17 protein-coding genes are annotated in these 21,496 nt (G+C 27.8%); 7 read left to right on the forward strand and 10 right to left on the reverse strand.

What is annotated here, in order from left to right; all coding sequences use genetic code 11:
- Nucleotides 1–13 precede the first annotated feature (13 nt).
- A complete protein-coding gene (pepF, locus tag BINT_RS08790) occupies nucleotides 14–1,834 on the forward strand; it encodes an oligoendopeptidase F (protein ID WP_014488219.1) in 1,821 nt (606 codons plus the stop codon).
- Between the two features lie 191 nt (nucleotides 1,835–2,025).
- Here pepF and rplT read toward each other — a convergent pair whose 3' ends face one another.
- The 4 genes from rplT to thrS all read right to left on the reverse strand — a co-directional run bounded on the left by rplT (nucleotide 2,026) and on the right by thrS (nucleotide 5,254).
- On the reverse strand, nucleotides 2,026–2,379 hold the full coding sequence (gene rplT, locus BINT_RS08795; protein WP_012670268.1) for a 50S ribosomal protein L20: 354 nt from the start codon (nucleotides 2,377–2,379) through the stop codon (nucleotides 2,026–2,028).
- A 15-nt stretch (nucleotides 2,380–2,394) separates the two neighbouring features.
- Nucleotides 2,395–2,598: a 50S ribosomal protein L35 gene (gene rpmI, locus BINT_RS08800; RefSeq protein WP_008725923.1), complete on the reverse strand. Its 204-nt coding sequence runs from the start codon at nucleotides 2,596–2,598 to the stop codon at nucleotides 2,395–2,397.
- A 124-nt stretch (nucleotides 2,599–2,722) separates the two neighbouring features.
- On the reverse strand, nucleotides 2,723–3,310 hold the full coding sequence (infC, locus tag BINT_RS08805; RefSeq protein WP_014488220.1) for a translation initiation factor IF-3: 588 nt from the start codon (nucleotides 3,308–3,310) through the stop codon (nucleotides 2,723–2,725).
- 12 nt (nucleotides 3,311–3,322) lie between these two features.
- Nucleotides 3,323–5,254, reverse strand: coding sequence for a threonine--tRNA ligase (gene thrS, locus BINT_RS08810; RefSeq protein WP_041177366.1), 1,932 nt, complete (start codon nucleotides 5,252–5,254; stop codon nucleotides 3,323–3,325).
- 275 nt (nucleotides 5,255–5,529) lie between these two features.
- Between thrS and BINT_RS08815 the strand changes: the two genes are divergently transcribed.
- The 3 genes from BINT_RS08815 (at nucleotide 5,530) to BINT_RS08825 (ending at nucleotide 8,653) form a co-directional block, all read left to right on the forward strand.
- The gene (locus tag BINT_RS08815; RefSeq protein WP_014488222.1) at nucleotides 5,530–6,492 is read left to right on the forward strand and encodes a class II fructose-bisphosphate aldolase; all 963 of its coding nucleotides are present in this window, start codon (nucleotides 5,530–5,532) and stop codon (nucleotides 6,490–6,492) included.
- Nucleotides 6,493–6,705: 213 nt separating this feature from the next.
- Nucleotides 6,706–7,602 (forward strand): SAM hydrolase/SAM-dependent halogenase family protein, encoded by an 897-nt coding sequence (locus BINT_RS08820; RefSeq protein ID WP_014488223.1) that lies wholly within the window; start codon nucleotides 6,706–6,708, stop codon nucleotides 7,600–7,602.
- 433 nt (nucleotides 7,603–8,035) lie between these two features.
- A complete protein-coding gene (locus tag BINT_RS08825) occupies nucleotides 8,036–8,653 on the forward strand; it encodes a GmrSD restriction endonuclease domain-containing protein (RefSeq protein ID WP_014488224.1) in 618 nt (205 codons plus the stop codon).
- Between the two features lie 474 nt (nucleotides 8,654–9,127).
- Here the strand turns inward: BINT_RS08825 and BINT_RS08830 are convergent, their stop codons facing one another.
- The 6 genes from BINT_RS08830 to BINT_RS08855 form a co-directional block, all read right to left on the reverse strand.
- On the reverse strand, nucleotides 9,128–10,783 hold the full coding sequence (locus tag BINT_RS08830; protein ID WP_041177367.1) for an ankyrin repeat domain-containing protein: 1,656 nt from the start codon (nucleotides 10,781–10,783) through the stop codon (nucleotides 9,128–9,130).
- A gap of 60 nt (nucleotides 10,784–10,843) precedes the next feature.
- Nucleotides 10,844–11,605, reverse strand: coding sequence for a DUF4261 domain-containing protein (locus tag BINT_RS08835; protein WP_014488226.1), 762 nt, complete (start codon nucleotides 11,603–11,605; stop codon nucleotides 10,844–10,846).
- A gap of 18 nt (nucleotides 11,606–11,623) precedes the next feature.
- Complete coding sequence (locus BINT_RS08840; RefSeq protein WP_014488227.1) at nucleotides 11,624–12,976, reverse strand: UDP-N-acetylmuramoyl-tripeptide--D-alanyl-D-alanine ligase; 1,353 nt, start codon at nucleotides 12,974–12,976, stop codon at nucleotides 11,624–11,626.
- A 72-nt stretch (nucleotides 12,977–13,048) separates the two neighbouring features.
- The gene (locus BINT_RS08845) at nucleotides 13,049–14,869 is read right to left on the reverse strand and encodes a glycoside hydrolase family 10 protein (protein ID WP_014488228.1); all 1,821 of its coding nucleotides are present in this window, start codon (nucleotides 14,867–14,869) and stop codon (nucleotides 13,049–13,051) included.
- Between the two features lie 85 nt (nucleotides 14,870–14,954).
- A complete protein-coding gene (locus tag BINT_RS08850; protein WP_041177368.1) occupies nucleotides 14,955–17,006 on the reverse strand; it encodes an NHL repeat-containing protein in 2,052 nt (683 codons plus the stop codon).
- Nucleotides 17,007–17,062: 56 nt separating this feature from the next.
- Nucleotides 17,063–18,823, reverse strand: coding sequence for a SpoIVB peptidase S55 domain-containing protein (locus tag BINT_RS08855; protein ID WP_014488230.1), 1,761 nt, complete (start codon nucleotides 18,821–18,823; stop codon nucleotides 17,063–17,065).
- A 178-nt stretch (nucleotides 18,824–19,001) separates the two neighbouring features.
- Here BINT_RS08855 and BINT_RS08860 point away from each other — a divergent pair, with 178 nt between their 5' ends.
- The 3 genes from BINT_RS08860 (at nucleotide 19,002) to BINT_RS08870 (ending at nucleotide 21,452) form a co-directional block, all read left to right on the forward strand.
- The gene (locus BINT_RS08860) at nucleotides 19,002–19,670 is read left to right on the forward strand and encodes a bifunctional nuclease family protein (RefSeq protein WP_014488231.1); all 669 of its coding nucleotides are present in this window, start codon (nucleotides 19,002–19,004) and stop codon (nucleotides 19,668–19,670) included.
- A 79-nt stretch (nucleotides 19,671–19,749) separates the two neighbouring features.
- Nucleotides 19,750–20,922: a tetratricopeptide repeat protein gene (locus tag BINT_RS08865; protein ID WP_014488232.1), complete on the forward strand. Its 1,173-nt coding sequence runs from the start codon at nucleotides 19,750–19,752 to the stop codon at nucleotides 20,920–20,922.
- Nucleotides 20,923–20,948: 26 nt separating this feature from the next.
- A complete protein-coding gene (locus BINT_RS08870; RefSeq protein ID WP_014488233.1) occupies nucleotides 20,949–21,452 on the forward strand; it encodes a hypothetical protein in 504 nt (167 codons plus the stop codon).
- The last annotated feature ends 44 nt before the right edge of the window (nucleotides 21,453–21,496 follow it).

The raw sequence follows: 21,496 nt of genomic DNA on the forward strand, positions 1-21,496 counted from the left end.
GAGTGAATACAATATGAGTAATGAAAATAAATCAAATACTTTAATAGAAAGAAAAGATGTAAAAATAGAAGATACTTGGGATTTAACTTTATTATATAAAAATGATGAAGAGTTTGAAAAAGATTTTAAAGCAATGGAAGAGTTTTCAAAAGAAGTAAGCAAGTTTAAAGGAAATTTATCAAAATCAGCGGCTGAATTAAAAAATATATTAGATTCTATAATGAATGCTTCTATTATATTAGATAAATTAGGCTCTTATGCTTTTCTAAAACAAACAGAAGATTTAACTAATAATGATTCTAATATAAAAGTGGCAAGATTTTCAAAATTAGCTTCTGAATTCTCAGCTAATTTAAGTTATTTTGATCCTGAACTTATGAGCATTGATGATGAAAAGATAAATACCTTTTTAAAAGATGAGGTTCTAAAAGATTATTTAATTTATTTAAGAAATATACTTAAATATAAACCTCATACATTATCAGAAAAAGAGGAAAGAATATTAGCATTGCAAGGAGAATTAGCTTCAACTGCTTCAAATGTATTCGATACTTTAAATGATGCCGATTTAGACTTTGGAACATTAGAACATAATGGAGAGAAAACAACATTAACTCATGCTACATTCTCAAGTTTTCAAGAGAGCCAAGATAGAGAATTAAGAAAGAATAGTTATAATCAATTCTATAAAGAATATGATAAACATAAAAACACATTAGCAGAACTTTATGCAAGCCAAATCAAACAAGATATATTCGATGCTAAAATAAGAAATTATAATAGTGTACGTGAAATGGAATTATTCGGTGATGATATACCTGTAAGCGTTTATGATAGTTTAATTGAGAGCGTACATAATGCATTACCAGCTTTGCATAGCTATTATGAATACTGTGCGGGTAAATTAGGAATTAGTGATTTCAGACAATATGATAAATATGCACCAGTTGTAAAAGACGTAAAAATACATCATACATTTGATAAGGCTATAGAAGTTTTAAGCAAAGCATTATCACCTCTTGGAGAAGAATATGTATCAACTCTCACAAAAGGACTTAATTCAAGATGGGTTGATAAATACGAAAATAAAGGTAAAACAAGCGGAGCATTCTCAGCAGGCTGTTATACTTCAGAGCCTTATATATTGATGAACTTCAGAGATGAAAGCGTTGAATCAGTATTCACATTAGCACATGAGGCAGGACATAGTATGCATAGCTATTACAGCAGAAAGAATAATCCTTTCCAACATCATGATTATAGTATATTTGAAGCTGAAGTGGCATCTACTTTCAATGAAAAACTTTTATTCAATTATTTTATGCAAAATGAAAGTAAAAAAGAAGTTAAAGCATTTTTACTTAATAAAGATATAAACGGCTTTGTTGCTACAGTATTCAGACAAACTATGTTCGCAGAGTTTGAGCATATTATTCATAAAGAAGCAGAAGAAGGAAACCCAACAACATTAGAACTTATAAGAAATGTTTATAAAGATTTACTCAAAAAATATTTTGGAGCAAAAGCCGTATTTGAAGAAACAAGCGATTTAGAGGCTTTGAGAATACCTCATTTCTATCGTTCATTCTATGTTTATAAATATGCTACAGGTATGTCAGCTGCAGTTGCTTTATCTAATAGGGTGCTTGAAGGCAATGCTAAAGGCGACTATACAAATAGAGATAACTATTTGAAATTCTTAAAAAGCGGAGGAAGCAGAACTCCTATAGAGAATTTAAAAGTTGCAGGTGTTGATATGACTAAACCTGAAGTTGTAGAAAGTGCTTTGAAATTATTTGCTAAAGAAGTAGAAGAATTAAAAGCGTTAAACTAATTTAGTTTTTAATATTAAAGGCTGGCATTATTATTAATGTCAGCTTTTTATTTTAACTAAAATAAATAAAGATCATAAAAGCTATATTATTTATTATTTCAATTAACTATAAATAAAAAACCGCTAGCATTCTATTAAAGAATACCAACGGCAATTTTATACATAAGTAAATATTTTTTAAGTCTAATATATTAAGCAAGTGCTTTTTTAGCTACTTCAACTACAGCCTCAAATGCTTTATAATCATCGATAGCTAAATTAGATAAAGCTTTTCTGTCAATAATAACATTAGCTTTTTTAAGTCCGTTAATGAACTTGCTGTAAGATATACCTAAAGGTCTGCAAGCTGCATTGATTCTTAAAGTCCATAAACGTCTCATCATTCTTTTTTTCTGTCTTCTATCACGATAAGCGTATTTTAAGCCTCTTATTACAGCTTCTTTAGCTTGTTTCATTTGCTTACTATGAGAACCATAGTAACCTTTAGCCATATTTAATATTTTTTTAACTTTTTTCTTTCTTACTACACCGCTAACTGCTCTCATTTTAGTCTCCTTTTATTATCTGCCATAAGGCATTAATCTTGGCATTTCTAACATATTAGTATCATCTGCTATTCTAGCTTTACGATACTTTCTTTTAGTGTCAGGTCTTTTGCTTAAGAATTTGTGGCTACCAAATGCATGAGCAAATTTTACTTTACCAGTTTTAGAAAATCTAAAACGTTTTTTTGCACCGCTTTTTGTTTTTAATTTTTGTTTCATAAACTAATATCCTTTTAATTATATTTACTGTATGCTCAAACTATATGTATGATAAGTACATATAGGTAGTGGGCTTTATTAAAAATAGCTGCTATACTTCAATTCTAATAATTAAAGTAATATATTATTCTTCATTATTAACTTCAGAAGATTCTTTTTTATTAGAGGAACCTTCAGAATCAGTTTTCTTAACTTTTACAGGGTTAAGAACTGCAGATAAATTCTTACCTTCTAATTTAGCAGGTTTTTCTGTAGCAGCTTCATTCTCTAAATCCTGTATAATTTTATTAATAAGGTCATAGCCGAATTCAGTATGTGCCATTTCCCTACCTCTAAACATTATAGTGATTTTTACCTTATTTCCTTCATCTAAGAATTCACGAATATGCTTCATTTTAAAGTTGTAATCATGTATGCTTATCTGAGGACGCATCTTGATTTCTTTAAGCTGAACTAACTTTTGCTTTTTCTTAGCTTCTTTACTCTTCTTCTGAATATCAAATTTATACTTACCATAATTGATAATCTTACAAACAGGAGGTTCTGCTGTAGGAGCAATCTCAACTAAATCTGAACCTTCACTTTTTGCCAATGCAAGAGCATCTTTAATACTCATTACACCAAGACTTCCTCTCTCATCATGCACAACTCTAACTTCTGGTGCAGTAATAAATTGATTAATTCTCTCTCCTTCTTTTTTTACTGTTGCCATTATTTATCTACCTCATTTAGTAGTAAATATAGAATCATTCATTCTCTCCTTAGATTCTTTTTTGAGTTTCTCAATAAACTCATTCAAATCCATATCTTTAATTTCTTGTGAAGAACGTGTTCTGATAGATAATTTTCCACTAGAAACTTCTTCGGCTCCTATTATAACTGTATATGGAGTTCTTTGCAAGCGATATTTCTTAATCTTAGTACCTAAATTATCATCACCTTCATCAACTTCCACTCTGAAGCCGGCATCTTTCAATGCTTTAGCTACTTCATTAACTCTATCAATTTGAGATTTTTCATTAAGTACATTAACTACAGCTACTTGTAAAGGAGATAACCATAATGGGAATTTACCATTATAGTGTTCAACTAATATACCTATAAAACGTTCCATAGAACCAAGTATAGCTCTATGAAGCATTACAGGTGTATGTTTTTTACCATCTTTACCTTCATAGCTAATCTCAAATCTCATAGGAAGTGAGAAGTCAACTTGTAAAGTACCGCATTGCCAGTTTCTGTCAAGAACATCTTTAATATTGAAGTCTATCTTAGGACCATAGAAAGCTCCATCACCTTCATTAATCTTATAGCTTATTTTTAATTTGTCTAAAGCATTGATTAATGATTTAGTAGCAAGCTCCCAAATCTCATCGCTTCCGATTGATTTTGCTGGTCTAGTAGAAACAAATATTTCAAAGTTCTCGAAACCAAAGTCTTTATATACAGATAAATAGTATTCAATAGTATTAATAATTTCATCGCCTAATTGCTCTTCAGTACAGAATATATGAGCATCATCTTGAGTGAAAGCTCTTACTCTGAAAAGTCCATGCAAAGCTCCTGAAAGCTCATGTCTATGAACAAAACCTAATTCAGCAACTCTTAAAGGCAAATCTCTATAACTATGTATATTAGAATTATAAACAATCAAACCGCCAGGACAGTTCATTGGTTTTACAGCATATTTAGTTTCATCAATTTCTGTAAAATACATGTTTTCTTTATAGTTATCCCAGTGTCCGCTTCTATGCCATAATTCTTCATTAAGTATAGCAGGAGTTTTTATTTCAACATATCCGCGTTTTTCATTTTCATTTCTAATATATGATTCAACAGCCTTATAAATAACCATTCCTCTAGGATGCCAGAAAGGAAAACCGGGACCTTCTTCATGGAAACTAAATAAATTTAATTCTTTACCTAATTTTCTATGATCTCTTTCTTTAGCTTCTTTGAGTTTTTTAAGGTATTTATCTAATGATTCTTTACTTTCAAAAGCAGTACCATATATACGGGAAAGCATTTTATTATTAGAGTCTCCTCTCCAATAGCTTCCTGCAACAGACATAAGTTTATATGCTTTTAAATAACCTGTTGAAGGAACATGAGGTCCTCTACAAAGGTCTATAAAATCGCCTTGCTCATAGAAAGATACTGTATCAGCATCTATACCCTCTATAATTTCAACTTTATAAGGTTCATTAGCTTTCTTGAAATATTCTATAGCCTCATTTTTATTCATTACTTTTCTTACTACAGGAATATTTTCTTTGATGATTTTTTTCATTTCATCTTCGATTTTTGGCAAATCTTCTTCAGTGAAAGGCTTTTCAGCATCAAAATCATAATAGAAACCATCTTTAATAGCTGGTCCTATAGTAACTTGAGTATTAGGATAAAGTCTTCTAACAGCCTGAGCCATTAAGTGACTTGTAGAGTGTCTTAATATTTCAAGTCCCTCATCTGAGGTGGTTAGTATCAATTCTAAATCGCCGTCTGTTTCAGGCGTATATGTAAGGTCAACTTCTGTTCCATTAAACTTAGCTGCTACTGCATCTTTAGAATCTTTTTTAGCATTTTGTTTAAGGAAGTCTAATAAAGACTCTCCGTTGGACAAATCATAAGACTGTCCTAAATAATTAATTTTTGACATTATAACACCTCTTGAATTGATACTTTTATTTGCATTCAATAAAAAAAATTTAATGCAAATATTTTAGACAATTATAACATACATAAAAACAATAGTCAACAAATTGATTATACAATTATTAAAATTTCTAATATAAACTCATTAATAAAATAAAATTATTATTATATATTTTCAAACAACTATAATAAAAAATTACTATTTTTATTGAAAATTTATTATTTTTACTATATTATTATTAAGTACTTTTTATAATCAAAAAGAATAAGGAGAAAAATATGGTTAAATTCTCAGACTTAGGTCTTGTTAATAGTAGAGAACTTTTTAAAAAAGCTATAGGCGGTGGTTATGCTATACCAGCATTTAACTTTAATAATATGGAACAACTTCAAGCTATAGTACAAGCATGTGTAGAAACTAAAAGCCCTGTTATAATTCAGGTTTCTTCAGGTGCTAGAAAATATGCTAATCAAACATTATTAAGATATATGGCTCAAGGTGCTGTTGAATATGCTAAAGAATTAGGTGTTAATGTACCTATAGTTTTACACTTGGATCATGGCGACAGTTTAGAACTTTGTAAAAGCTGTATTGAATATGGTTTTTCTTCTGTTATGATAGACGGAAGCCATTATGATTATGATAAAAACGTTGAATTAACTAGAAGCGTTGTTGAGTATGCTCATAAATATGATGTTACTGTTGAAGGTGAATTAGGAGTACTTGCTGGTGTTGAAGATGATGTTGTAGCTGAACATCACACTTATACTCAGCCTGAAGAAGTAGAAGATTTCGTTAAAAAAACAGGAGTTGACTCTCTTGCTATTTCTATAGGTACTAGCCATGGTGCTTATAAATTTAAACCTGGTCAAAATCCTCAAATAAGATTAGACATTCTTAAAGAAATTGAGAAAAAAATTCCTGGATTCCCTATCGTACTTCATGGTTCTTCAAGCGTACCTCAAGAATATGTTAAAATGATCAATGAAAACGGCGGTAAATTAGATGATGCTATAGGTATTCCAGAAGAGCAATTAAGAGAAGCTTCTAAGAGTGCAGTTTGTAAAATCAACATCGACAGCGATTCAAGACTTGCTATGACTGCTGCTATTAGAAAAGTATTCCATGATGATCCTAAAGAATTCGATCCTAGAAAATATTTAGGACCTGCTCGTGATGAAATGAAAAAACTTTATATGCATAAAATAATTAATGTATTAGGTTCAGACGGTAAAATTTAATAAAAATTAAAGGAGATATATACTGTGGGAAAACAACATAGAAAAGTAGTTAAACGCAAAAGAGCATTAAGAAGAATCAAAAGACAAAAAGATGCTCTAAATGCTAAAACTAAATAATCATTGAAAACAAATTTTTTAAGGGCATGAGTTAATTCTTATGCCCTTAATTATTTAACTAATCAAAATATATTACTTATAAAAATAGGAAATAAAATGAAAAAATATATATTAATATTATTATTTGCTTTAATAATATCATGTACAAAAACAGTAGATAAATCACCACTTACACTTCAAACTGATTTCGGCAGAAAGGATAATGCAGTTGCTAGTATGTATGGAGTTGCTTTGACTGTAGATAAAGATTTAAAAGTTTATGATCTTACTCATGAGATACCTGCTTTTAATATTTGGGAAGCTGCTTTAAGACTAGATCAAACTGCTAGATATTGGCCTGAAGGTACTGTATTTGTAAATGTTGTAGATCCGGGAGTTGGTACCGATAGAAAATCTGTTGTTATGAAAACTACTAACAATTATTATTTTGTAACTCCTGATAATGGTTCTTTAACTTTTGTTGCTGAAAGTCTAGGTATAGAAGAAGTAAGAGAAATTGATGAGGCTGTAAACAGACTCACTAATTCTCAAGAATCATATACTTTTCATGGCAGAGATGTTTATGTATATACTGGTGCAAGACTAGCTTCAAAGCAAATAACTTTTGAACAGGTTGGAAAATCTTTAGGTACTAATATTACCAAAATAGAATATCAAAAAGCAAAATTTGAAAACGGAAAATTCTCTGCTAATATTCCAATACTTGATGTACAGTACGGTAATGTATGGTCATCACTTCCTCGTCAATTAATGCTGGATAATGGAGTACAGGTTGGAGATATTTTGAATGTTTCTATATACAATCAAGGAAATTTAGTATGGAATGGAGATGTCAAACTTGTTAATACTTTCGGAGATATACCTGAAGGCGATAATATGGCTTATTTCAATTCAGAGCTTAATTTATCTGTTGCTGTGAATATGGGTAATTTCTCTGATAAATACAAAGTTTACAGCGGTCCTGAATGGAGTATGGAAATAATAAAAAAATAATATATACTAAAAATTTTTAAATTTGTCAAAAAACACAATTTTAAATTTATGTTATTTGTGGGGACTAGCCCCCACACCCCCAGTTCTTTTGTTGGCACAAAGAACCAAACGAAGTACGCCTACGGCGAAAGACTGCATTTTTACTAAGAATATAGTTTTTATCTTAGTATTTTTAAGAAAACTTAATAATATTTTATACTATTAATAAATTAAAATTAACAAAATGTAATTGTTTAGGTTTATTATAAAAAAGCTAAATATAAAATTTTTAGTATAGCTAAGTTTATCATATAATAATACAAAGCTGGCTAACAATTTTTATTAGCAATAATAAAAATAATAGATTTTAAATATTAGAAAGTTAAATATAAAAATTGTTAGTGTATGAGAAATTTACAACTAACAATTTGTATTAGCAATAATAGGAACGACTATGGCAAGAAGAAAAAAGAAAAAATCATCTCCTTTATTTATATTATTCATTTTATTAATAGCAGCAGGATACTATTATTATAATAATGTATACAATAAAAAAGAAATTTCAAAAACAGAAAAGCCCAAAAAAGAAACTGTTACAAGATACAACAGAGATGATTGGGGAGATTGGGCTGATGAAGATAATGACGGACTTAATACAAGGCATGAAGTATTAGCCAGAGAATCATTAGTAAAACCTGTCATATCTAATAACAGAGTAATATCAGGAAAATGGTATGATAAGTTTACAGGAAAATATTTTACTAATGCCAAAGATTTAGATATAGATCATTTAGTGCCTTTAAAAAATGCCCATATCAGCGGTGCTAGTAATTGGAGCAAAGAAAAGAAAAACGAATACTACAATTATATGAAGAATGAAAATCATTTGGTAGCCGTATCAAAAGGTGCAAATCGTTCTAAAGGCGATAAATCTCCTGTAGAATGGCTTCCTCCTAATGAAGAATATCAATGCGAATATGTAAGAGAATGGTATAAAATCAAAACAGATTGGGGGCTTACAATAGAAGAAGGTTTTGATGAAGTTTCAAACAGAGTATGCAAAGGAAAATAATTTTTTATTAATATAATTTTTTAAACTTTACTATACTATAAAATAGTTTGAAATGTTTATACTAAAAAATTTTTAACTTTGTCAATTTTTTTATTCAACTTTTTCCCGCACACGCTCTGCGGGCTTCGCCAAAGTTGCAAAAAACGCAATTACTATAACTTTATATTAAACATATACTTATTAAATATAGGATATAACCTAAATTTAGACCATAAATGCAGTTCTTTTGGTTCTCGCCGCAGGCGGGCTTCGCCTTATACCAATACCGAAAGGTACCTACTCGGTAAAAGAACTGGGGTGCTGCGTAAGCACACAGCGTGGTGGGCAAAGCCCTGCAAATATTTCAATTTACAAAATTAATTTTTGAAAAAATATATTTGTTTAGGTATATACTCAATAACTTGTATATGCTTATCAAATAACAGTATTTAAGAAAATCATACTCATAGCATAATTGTAATAAAAACTGATAATTTATTTATTATAATCTTCTATAAGCTGTTCAAAAAATCCTTTTTCAACATCAATAAGTTTTACTCTGCTTGTTTGATTAAATTTCTGTGCATCTGATTTATAATTATAATAATACTCTTCATTGTATACTTCTGAAAAATTAGTAGCTGATGCTGATATGAGATTAGATTTACCCGTAGAAAATTTATCTAAATATAATTCATTATTTTCTATAATAAATGTGTAATAATATGTTTTACCTGAATCATATTGTTCTGCTGTAATATAGTTTCCTGATACAGTAATATTAAAATCGCTTAAATATGTATATTCATAAAATGCATCTTGTAAAGGATAAAACCCTGATACAAATGAAGCTTTATTATCCTCTTTTTTCCATATAGTTATATAATGAAAATATTTATCTTCCTCACTTGTAAAATCATCGGGATAATCTATATATTCCTGATTTAATATAGGAGATGATATAAACATATATTTATTATTAGTATCAGATTTAACAATAGACTCAGAAGTTGGTTCATAATAAAAATAAGTATTAGCTAATTTGAAATTTTGAGCTGTTTTATTTAATATTTTTACAATCAAATCATAATAATTATTTCCTGTAATAACAGTACCATTCAAATTTGTTGGACTTAAAACAGGAAAGTTATTTATTATTTCATCTCTTTCATCGCTATAATAACTATAATAATTCCAAATGTTTTCTAATTCTTGATTGTCTTGAAAACAATTAATATTAACATCAGCATCTTTTTCCAATAAATAACCAGCAATATCATAATTTTCTAAAAATGCACTATACATTAAAGGAGTTCCTATAGAACCATCCCTCATTCTATTTAGAGAATTAATATCCGCACCAAGATCCAGAAAATATTTTACTAAATCAATATCCTGATTATGTATGGAAGTAAATAATAAATCACTTTGTAAGTTATAATCAACTTTTTCAAAATTATAATCGTATAATATATCAAGCATTTTTTTAATAATATCCGAATCACCATTATTAACCATTAAGTCATATACATCTTTATAGTCAAAATATATTCCAGAGTCTATCAAATAATAAACAATATCTGAATATTCTTTACTGCCAATATGATCATAATATGTTTTTTTAAGATAATAATAATAAGATAATGTTTTAAATATTTTTTTACTTGATAAATCAATGCCATGCTCTACAATCCATTTTATTAAATCATAATAAACAATAGAGTCTGTACTGTATTTTATAGCAAGCATTAATGCATTATTACCATCTTCATCTTCAGCATTTATAGTCTTTATAAGTAAATCTCTTATAGGCTTTAATTTTTCTTTTTCTTTTTTTATTAACTCTCCATTTTCTTTATCATTTACATACTCCCCTAATAATTTATTAATTCTAACTAGAAGTATTTCATCAAGTTCTTCTTCTGTATATGATTTTATAGGGTATATATTTTTTCTTACTATAACATCACTTTTATTATTAACATTATTAGTAACTATATTATTTTGATTTGTAATAATTGTATTCGTATTTTGGGATAATGCATTTGAATTGGTATTTACATTAGGATTTATATTGTTTTCTTTCTTTTCTTCACTATTAGAACAACTCATTAGAACAATTAAACTTATTATAATTAATACAAATTTCATAATACCTACCCAATCTATAATTTTTTCAAAGTATATATTACAGTGTCTTTATTATCAAATCTATTGATTTTTATTTATGTCTTTTAAACTCTTTTCAAGCATTATAAATTTATTATCAAAGAATTTAAACATTCCTATATAATCATCATCTGTCTGCATAGTATTGCCGTCTTCAAGATTAAGATTATTTTCTATAATGCTTCTTGATAATATCATCAATACCCTGATTATGCTTTCAACTTCTCTTAAAGTTTTATAGGCCATAATCTCATACTTACCGAAATTTTTAAGCCCTTCAGTATAGGCATGATTTCCATTATTATCTGAAAAGACATCAACTCTCACCCATAAACGAGTTGGAAAGTATTTATCATTTTTTATATATTCATTCATCTCAAATAAATATGTATCTTTAGAAATAAGAAGATTAATCTCCCCTATCAAAACGGCAGATACATTATTTACTTTTATTATAGAATAGCATACCTTACTAAAAGTTAAAGCAATATCTTTGAAATTAGTATTCTCACTATTAACCTTGATTGATAAAAATGATTTATGACTAAGTATTTTTTCTCTTGTGGCATTATCTATATCATTATAATTCATCAAGATTTCAGCTTCATTATCAGGCACATTGAATGGAGCAAGTTCATATTCAAAATCTATTGCTTCGATATTAAATGTATTTTTATTATTATGACTTACTACAGTTATATCTATATTCCAATCATCTTTTAATTGTTTTGAAAAATCATTGAACATTTTATCATCTAGTAATATAAAAGCTATTACAGAATTATTTTGTATTAAATTATTCATTTTTAAGCCTTTATTATTTTATATATTTTTTATAGAATCTATTATCACAGCGAATCCCATACCCAATGAAGCTTTTATTAACATTGCTGTATCATCTTTCAAAAACTCTTTTACTTTCTCTACAGAACTTTGAGCATTTTCAAAATAATATTTCTCGCAATTAACTGTATCGTAAATATCCTTTGAATGCTTTCCAACTGCAATAACAGTATCAATATTTTTTAATTCATTTATAATTTTTCCTATATCTTTATGATAGCTTGAATTTTCAGTTTCTGTTTCTAGCATATCCCCTATTACAGCAATCTTTTTTGATTCGCTTCTTTGAGATAAAAACTTAATCATATTTTTTAATGCAGCAGGGTTTGAATTGTAGCAGTCATTTATTACATTACAGTCTTTTATATTAATTATCTGCATTCTGTTTTTTTGAGATTCATAAGTTATCAAAATATCCGCACATTTTTGTAAATCAACATCATAAAGTTCAGCTGCTTTTAATGCTGATAATACATTATGCAAATTAAAATCGCCTATTAAATTATGTTTAAAAGTTATGCCCTTATACTCAAATGTATTATCATCTTTTTTTATTATTTCTTTTATATCAGCTTCTATTATATTTTTTATATTGTTTCTACTAGCCTCTTTTTTTAATATATCAAAGCAATTAGTATTTTTATTAATTACCGCATTAGCATTTTCTCTAGTATGATTAAAAAGCTCTGATTTAGCATAGGCAATATTTTCTATAGAACCTAAATATGCAATATGTACAGGCTCTACATTATTTATTATAACAGTATTTGCCTCTATAGCTTCAGATATTCTTAACAGTTCATTTTTATGATTCATACCGGCTTCAATAACTGCTATCTCATAACTATTATCTAAATTAAATATTGTTTTAGGCACTCCTATTTCATTATTTAAATTGCCTTCTGTTTTCAATGCTTTATATTTTGTAGATAAAAATAAATGAGTTAATTCTTTTGTAGTGGTTTTTCCGCAGCTTCCTGTTATTGATATCACAGGTATATTGAATCTTCTTCTGTATTCTCTAGCGAGTTTTATAAAGAAAAGTATTGTATCATCAGTATAAAAAACTACTGCATCATCTGGAAGTTTTATACTTGCATCGCTTAAAATAAAGTATCTGCATCCTTTATTATAAGTTTCTAATGCAAATTTATTTCCGTCAAACTTTTCTCCATTTATTGCTAAAAATAATTTTTTTTCATCAAAATTATCTCTGCTGTCAGTTGATATTTCTAATTCTTTATTTGCATTTAACTCTTCTATATTTTTAGAGCATTTAGAGTTTAATTCTTTTGTTACTGCAATTATATCTTTTAATAAAGTATTACCCATAATAATATTTCCAATTAATTTATTTTGTTAACATAATTAAACCATATAAACAAATATTTGTAAACATTATATTTATCTATTTGTAATCATAATAGGCATGCTCTCATTGTGAAGTCTATCTAAAGCAGTAATATAATAAATATAAGTTTTTTTAGGATTTGCAGTTTTATCATTATATACAACATTAGAATCAGAATTAAAATTTTCTCTTCTTATCTTATCAATCAAAACTATATAATCTTCAGCAACATCTTTTCTGTATATAGAATAATAAACGCTTGTACCTTCTACAGCACAATTATATTTATCAGTTTTGTATTCTCCTGAATCTGTGAAAGTGATTTCTATACTATTGAATTTATTTGTTATATAAAGATTAGTTAAACCTGAAGGTGTAATATTTAAATCTTTCATTGTGTTCATAGTAGGTATTATAGATTTAAAGGTATAATTATTTTCTTTTAAATAATTCAAAGCCTTATAACCAAAACCTTTTGTATGAATATCATCTTTATACATATTTCTCATAGTAAAAAATACAGAACCTTTTATATAATTTCTACCATTAGTTCTTATATAATCGACCTGTTTTGACATCAAATCTATATCCTGCCAAGGCTCTACATTAGTATCCCTGCCCATTTTATAAAGAGGATGTCCTACATATAAATCGGCCAATTTACCATTAGTGGACTTTTTAGCCTGTTCAATCCACCAATCAGCTATAATGTCAAAAGGAGCGGTTTCATGCTTATCACTCCAATAAATCTGCGGTATTATAGCATCAACATACATTTTATTTATTCCGTCTTTTTCAGTTGCATTCTTTAATGATTCAGTTTTCTCACCATTAAGCATCCATAAAAGAACATCAGCATGCAAAGCGTCAAAATTCGGATTATAAGACTGAGTATCACTTCCATATTCATAACCATTATAATCTGAAAGTTTTTCTTTATTTCTCCAAACTCCTGCAGGCGATATAGTCCATTTTACATAAGGCTTTCTTATTTTTATTTCTTTATATATGGAACTCACAAGAGTATTAATATTATTTCTCCTCCAAGCATAAAGACCATTAACTCCATAATCATCATAATTTGTATTAGAAGCATCATAACCTTGACTAGATGCATATTTTGAAGAGCTTGTTTCATCAGGCCAATATTTGTATGTTTTATCATCAATCATATTCTGATAAAAATAATCATCAAAATGCACTCCGTCTATATCATAATTTTCAACAACTTCCATAATAGAATCTATCACATACTTAGCACTTATAGGCTCACCAGGATCTAAATAAAGTTTATTATCATACCAATGAATAGGTTTTAAATTGTTGGAATAAGCATATACATGAATAAAATTCTTTTTTGAAAATTGTTCTGCATAGCTTTTATTAGTATCATAAGTTACTGCTATTCTATAAGGATTAAACCAAGCATGAACTTCTAAATTTCTTTTATGTGCCTCATCTATAATAAACTGTAGCATATCCGTTTTAAAAGGATAATCATCTGTTTCATTAGTAGAATCTTTTCCGAAAAAATATCTGGTAGTAGGATTTATCTTTGAAGGAAATATTACACCGGCATCAGGCTTAACCTGCACAAATACAGCATTAAAATTATTATTGTATAATGTGTCTAAATATTTCAAAGCAAGTTTTTTCTGCTCCTCCTCGCTTTTACCCTCAAGAGGCCAATCCATATTATTTACAGTAGAAAACCAAGCACCTCTGAATTCTCTATATAAAGGATTTAAACTTCTATCATCATTAATATCCTTTATAAGCATAGTTTTCAAATTATCAGGAATAGTTATTTCGTTCTTTTGACAAGATGAAACATAAAATATAAATATAGATATAAAAATAAATAACTTTCTCATAAAATCGAACCTTATACATAAATAAAGGGCTCGTAAATTTATAAATTCACTAGCCCTATTAAAATTTTCTCTATTAATTAAATAATCATATCAAGAATGAATAATATTTAGTGTTTCCGTCAGTATCCATTACCTCAACAGTAACAGAACCAGCGTTAGCATCATCTATATTAACAGTAAATACTTCATTCATAGAATCCAACATGCCGTCATCAGGAACAATATATTTCCATTCGCCTGTTATAGTAGAATATCTTACTGTTTTTATGAAAGATAATTTATCCTCTACTCTAAAAGTAATTTTTCTATTTGCACCACTTCCAGTAACATTGAAATCTAAAATTTCAGGAGGATCATTATCATATTTTACATTGAATACTTCTAAAGTCTTAGTTTTAGCAATGCTTATAGGATTATCATATCTGTCGCTTGCTGTTATTCTAAAATCATAAATTCCTGAAGGAAGTAAATAAGATTCAAATTTAAAATATGATGTAGATAAATTATCAGCTAATTTTCTATAATTTTTCTCACCTTTTAATCTATATTCTAAATTATATATGAGTTTGTCACCATTAGGATCACTACCCTTCCAATAAATCATAGATTCATTTTCTTCTAATTGAGGATTTTTAGCTGTTTCAGTAGAATCATTCTGCTGAAGATAATGAGTAGTAAGTCCTCCATTTAAAACTTCAGGAGAAAGATTATTTTCAACATAACTCAAATCTATAGAATTAAGTATAGGAGTAGTTTCTGTATCAGAAGTTGTCATTGTAACTTTAAACTGTATAAATCTTCCATAAGGCGCGTCTATTTTACCATCAGCATTTACAGGAACAAAACTGCTCCAAGTATTATCAACTCTTGCAACATTTCCTGTTCTCACTTCAATAGATATAGAAGATCCGTCAGGAATAGTAGACATTGTACTTAAACTACCTAATTTACTTAAAAGTTTTAAATCTAAACTATCACTTGTAAAAGTTCCTTTATTAGGATAAGTATGTTTTACTCTGTATATCTCACCTGTTTTTGATATTGCAAAATAAAGTCCATCATCAGAAACAGCAAATGTAGAAAGTATTTTATTTTTTAATCCGCCTATATATGATAAAAGTCCGTCATTTCCTCCGATTTTATATATATCAGCAGTATCTCCTGTAACAAAATATACATTATTATTTTTATCGCTGCTTAATGCTAAAACTAATGTTTGATTTAAGAAAAATAATCTTTGAACTGTACCATTAGTATCAGCTTTATATAAAGAGTTTCTAAATTCATTCTCGCTTTCATCGGGTCTTTTATCTCCATCTATTATAGAAGGAAGTATCAAATAAGCCGGCTGTCTTGTAGAAGTTCCAAAATATAAATTACCTATATTATCCATAGTTATAGCATAAACTTCATTTTCAGCAGTATCATAAAGAACATTGTATGAAGGATTTTCTAAATTTGTAGATAAATCAATAACTAATACAAGTCCTCTTCCAGCAGTACCAACATAAAGTTTATTACCATTTTCATCATATAATAAAGACATAGCATGCTGTTCTTCTGTTTTTAATACTTCTTTAATATTACCATCAGATGCAATTCTCAATACTCTAGCATTATTTCCACCTGCAGCAGCAAATAAATTTCCTTTGTCATCAAACTTCATATCCCATATATAAGTATCATCTAAAGTTTTTCTCCAAAGCTCATTTCCCTGACTATCATATTTGATTATCTTTGCATAAGGACCTGTAGCTGCATATATATTTCCTTCACTATCAGCAATAACTGCAGTAAAAGCATTTTCACTTTTCTCTGAAGCGAATAATGTAAAATTAGTATCATCAGCAGTTCTTTTATAAAGTTCAGCACCGCTTCCGCTGATAGCAGCAAACATACTGCCATCATTAGCAGGATACATTTTCCATATATCTTTACCAGCAATTACGCCATTCTGTTCTATTATAGGAGCTAATGTTAAGCTTCCCTGTTCTGTAAGCATTATTCCGTCATAAACACCATTATCATAAAAACCTTTTTTGCCGCTTGATAATGTTCTGGTAACAACCCCGAAAACATTAGCAGAAAATAGGATTAACATTATTTGCAAAGTAATTAGAATCTTAGCAATTTTCATATTTTCTATCCCCTTCATTCTTATATCTATTTTTTATCTCAACATAAAATAATAATTTAACGATTTTCGTATTTTCTAGCGCCTTCTATTATTATATCCAATTTCATTAATCCTAGTATAGAACTGTCCATTTGATAATTTCCATTAATAGGAGTAATAACTGCAGCTTTATCTGATGTAGCATTTTTAGCCATAGCTCCATATCTAGAAGATGGAAGTGTAGGATACAAGTCCTTACCTATTTGCACTCCTCTTGATGAAGAATAAAGCCATACTTTCAAAGCACTGTCATCATAACTTTTTCCATATATACGCTGAACATCATCTAAACTTCTTATTTCATATTTGCTAGGCATAAATAATTGCTCTGCATAATTAAATATGTATTCATTAGCAGCATATATAGTATAAACATCTGTTTTTAGATTAACAGGAAGTCTTACAGGTACATCAACATATTGTTTTTCTTTTCCATAAGGAGTATATCCCAATCTTAAATGTATAGTTTCTCCAGCAACCGCTCTAGGCTCTACTAAAGTTATATCATTCAAAAAAACATATTCAAGTCCGCTTCTTTTAATAGATAATTTTACTGATTTTATTCCAACTCTATTAAAATTATTACGTATAAAGAAATTAACAGGAGCTATTACTTGATCTATAGCATCTTTAAATGCATCAGTAGAAGAATAAGATAATATTCTATTACTTACTTTATAAGGCTCATCAAAATAATCTGTTTCTATTTCATAGCTTATACTAAATACACCCTCTTCATTTTCTCCAGCTGCAGAACTTACAGCACTATATATAGACATAGAGAGTATATCTGAAAAATAAGCAGGATCATTTAATACTCTAAAATTAAAATCTCTTGTAAGAAAAGTCTGATCTTCTATTTCTACTTTTACAGGAACCATTACATTTTCAGGAACTTCTCCATAAACACCTGAAACACCAAAAGCTCCGTCATAAACGGTATATCCTAAATAATTAGAATAAGCATATCCAAGTTTAAATGAAGAAGATACTGAAGCTACTATATGATTAATATATGCTCTTGATACTGGTGCTATTATTCTTCCTTTAGACCACATAGAATGTCCAAAAAGTAGGAATTTTTCATCATCTGTATGAGAAACTGTACCTATTCCAGCTAATGAAATATCTCCGTCAGCTAAAACTATGGCAACTGAATCACCAAATAAAAATTTGCTGGCCTGATTTGTATCGGATATAGAACCGCCTGCCTGCATAGGATAAAAACCAGCCTTTTTAAAAACAGAAGAATATTCATTAAAAGCTTTACTGCTTATACCTGAAAACATTAATGGAGTCTGAAGAGAATTATCATCTGCAAATCCCAACATAGGTGCTTTAGCATTAGTATCTTCATATAGTTTATACATTTCTTCTATAGGAGTAACACCTGCTATTGGATCTTTAGCATAATTCCAGCCAAATGCCAATGCTCCGGCTATTTTGCCATCAAAATATATAGGAGAACCGCTCATACCGGCAACAGTTCCTGAATGATCTAAATTAAGACCTTCACATCTTATAAGTATAGCATCACTATTATGCCATCTTTTTTTTAAAATAGATAATACTTTTACTTTAAATGGCTCTACATTTGTACCATGTATAACAGTATATCCTACTCCCTCCATTCCTTCATAAATCTCACTTATAGGTATAACTTCAGGATTCTCAGGAGGATAAGGAGGTAATTCTTCATTTGTTTGTGAAAATAAATTGAATGTTAATATAATTGACAATGTAAAAATAAAGATTAATTTTTTTCTCATAGTTCCCATCATATTGTTAAATTATTTATAAAATTTAATACAAAAACTATATTATAATTAAATAGTAAAATCATAATACATCAATTTTTAATTATATACAAGCATAATTATTAAATAAATTTTCTTGACAAATAATATATATATATTAATATTATATTAAATAGGTATATAAAAAGAGGTTTAAAAAGTGGTAGAAGCAAAAATACTTAATTTAGCAATTACAGATAAAGGTTTTGTAGTTATTCTAAAACCTGAAAAATCTGATAAAGTTGTACCAATATCAATAGCATATTTGGAGGCTCAGTCTATAATGTCCAGCCTTATAGGATATAAAATAGAAAGACCTCTTACTCATGATATCATATACAGTATATTTCAAAACTGTAATATAAGGTTAATAAATGTAATAATAGATAATGTACATATAGATACTTTCTTTGCTAAATTAGTTATAGAACATAATGCTAAAAATATATTCATAGATTCAAGACCTTCTGATGCTATAGCACTTTCTCTAAAATCAAAAGCTCCTATTTTTATAGAAGAACATGTTATAGAAAAAGCCGGCATCTTACTAGAAGAAAATGATAATTTAATGAAAGTAAAAGAAGGAATACCTTTTACTTATCAAAAATTTGAAAGAGATGAACTTATTAAAGAAAAAAATGGTGAAAATATATTTGTAAAAAAAGAACCTGAAGAAATTAATAATATAGATAATAATCAATTAAATAATAATAATAATAATAAAAAGAATAAAGAAGAATTGCAGAAATTACTAGATCAGGCAGTAAAAGAAGAAAGATATGAAGATGCTGCTAAATATAGAGATGAACTTGATAATTTAACAGAATAATATAAAATTTATTTTCTATTATTTATTTAATTTCATATATTATATATAGATAGAAAATAATCACAATTATAGAGGATATATGAAACACTATATTAAAATAATTTTATTTTTAATATTATTTAGCTATTCAGTAATATATTCAAAACCATCTGATAAAATAAAATTTGAAAAAGATCAACTTACAGAATTAGAATGCGATTTCTTTATAAAAGTTGATAATGGAGAAACTAACGATCTAGAACTTCATTATGATGGATTCATAATTGCTTCAGGTATTACAGATAAAGATGAGTTTGAATTCTACAGACAAAAATTAAATGATATAAGAAATTTTGCTAAAAAGGAATTATCTCAATATACCAAAGAAGGTGCGTATGCATTTGGTAAAAGACTTTTAAATTGGCTTTATACAAGCGGAACATTAAAACAATATTTTGAAACCTCCACACTATTTCAGGATTTAATATATAAAGGTGAATACAATTGTTTAAGTTCAAGTATATTATATTCTCTATTATATAAGGAATTTGGATTTGAAGTTACAGGTGTATTAACTTCAAGTCATTCATTTTGTACAATATATGCAGATGGTAAATCTGTTGATGTAGAAACTACATTATCAAGAGGATTCGATCCTGGACAAAAAGAAATAAGAAATACTGGAAATTCTACAATAGTTACTTTCGTACCTCAAGGAAATTATAGAGATAGAAACAATGTAGATATACTTACTTTAATAGCAACATTATACCCTAATTCCATTTCATTAAAAAAAATAGAGAAAGATTTAGAAAAACAGTTAGTTATGGCTAAAAAAGCATATTATCTTTCCCCAAATACAAAAATGTATAATGATAATTTGGTTAATGCTTATAACAGATTAGCTTTAGATTATCTAAATAAAAAAAACTTTGAAGCTGCATACAAAACATTAGAAGAAGCATATATGTTTGATTCTGATAATGCTATGACAAAAAATAATAAAATACATTATTATAATACAATAGGTACATCTTATTTAAGTGTAAAAGATTTTCCTAATGCTATAGAAACATATAAAATAGGAATATCTGATATTGGAGAAGGTGCTGATATATTAAAAAAAAATCTTAAAGTTTCATATTATAATTATGCCGTTACAGAATATAATCAAAGAAGATATAACAATGCAAGTATTATATCTGAAGAAGCTTTAAAATTATTCCCAAATGACCGAGATTTTATAAGATTATTATCATCTATACCGAAATAATATAAAAATAATTCCGAATATATTGTATGAAATTTTATTTTACAATTATAATATTTATTCTTATAACTTGTCCTTATAGTTTTGCTCAAAATAATTATAATCTTAATATAAAATTTAGAGTAATTGAAAAATTTGATAAAATTCTGTCATCTGATAACAAAGAATATGTATTTTATATAGATGCAAATTATATTTTCACAGATGAAGGTAAAACTATATACAGCAATAATATATACAATATTCAAAACACATTAAATGATTTGGAAAGGCAGGAAAAAGATGCAAAAACTCAAGCAGAAAAAAATGCTATAAATCAAAACATTAGAATGTATAAAGCATTGCTTGCTTATAACACTCCACCTAAAAAATTTATTACATTATTAATAAACAGACAAATACATCAATATATATCTAAATATCCATCTAGTTATATAGATGATATGATGCAGAATAATTTACAAGATTTCTATGATGATATAAGAAATAATATAGTATACAATGAAAGATACACAGGTAAATTACTTCCATAAGATTTCTTACAAAAGATAAATTCAGATATTTTACAGGAAGAACA

The sequence above is a fragment of the Brachyspira intermedia PWS/A genome (assembly GCF_000223215.1).
Taxonomy (GTDB): Bacteria; Spirochaetota; Brachyspiria; order Brachyspirales; family Brachyspiraceae; genus Brachyspira; species Brachyspira intermedia.

Coding starts and splice junctions, on each gene's coding strand:
- pepF (WP_014488219.1), top strand. CDS start 14: ATGAGTAATGAAAATAAATCAAATACTTTAATAGAAAGAAAAGATGTA.
- rplT (WP_012670268.1), bottom strand. CDS start 2,379: ATGAGAGCAGTTAGCGGTGTAGTAAGAAAGAAAAAAGTTAAAAAAATA.
- rpmI (WP_008725923.1), bottom strand. CDS start 2,598: ATGAAACAAAAATTAAAAACAAAAAGCGGTGCAAAAAAACGTTTTAGA.
- infC (WP_014488220.1), bottom strand. CDS start 3,310: ATGGCAACAGTAAAAAAAGAAGGAGAGAGAATTAATCAATTTATTACT.
- thrS (WP_041177366.1), bottom strand. CDS start 5,254: ATGTCAAAAATTAATTATTTAGGACAGTCTTATGATTTGTCCAACGGA.
- BINT_RS08815 (WP_014488222.1), top strand. CDS start 5,530: ATGGTTAAATTCTCAGACTTAGGTCTTGTTAATAGTAGAGAACTTTTT.
- BINT_RS08820 (WP_014488223.1), top strand. CDS start 6,706: ATGAAAAAATATATATTAATATTATTATTTGCTTTAATAATATCATGT.
- BINT_RS08825 (WP_014488224.1), top strand. CDS start 8,036: ATGGCAAGAAGAAAAAAGAAAAAATCATCTCCTTTATTTATATTATTC.
- BINT_RS08830 (WP_041177367.1), bottom strand. CDS start 10,783: ATGAAATTTGTATTAATTATAATAAGTTTAATTGTTCTAATGAGTTGT.
- BINT_RS08835 (WP_014488226.1), bottom strand. CDS start 11,605: ATGAATAATTTAATACAAAATAATTCTGTAATAGCTTTTATATTACTA.
- BINT_RS08840 (WP_014488227.1), bottom strand. CDS start 12,976: ATGGGTAATACTTTATTAAAAGATATAATTGCAGTAACAAAAGAATTA.
- BINT_RS08845 (WP_014488228.1), bottom strand. CDS start 14,869: ATGAGAAAGTTATTTATTTTTATATCTATATTTATATTTTATGTTTCA.
- BINT_RS08850 (WP_041177368.1), bottom strand. CDS start 17,006: ATGAAAATTGCTAAGATTCTAATTACTTTGCAAATAATGTTAATCCTA.
- BINT_RS08855 (WP_014488230.1), bottom strand. CDS start 18,823: ATGGGAACTATGAGAAAAAAATTAATCTTTATTTTTACATTGTCAATT.
- BINT_RS08865 (WP_014488232.1), top strand. CDS start 19,750: ATGAAACACTATATTAAAATAATTTTATTTTTAATATTATTTAGCTAT.
- BINT_RS08870 (WP_014488233.1), top strand. CDS start 20,949: ATGAAATTTTATTTTACAATTATAATATTTATTCTTATAACTTGTCCT.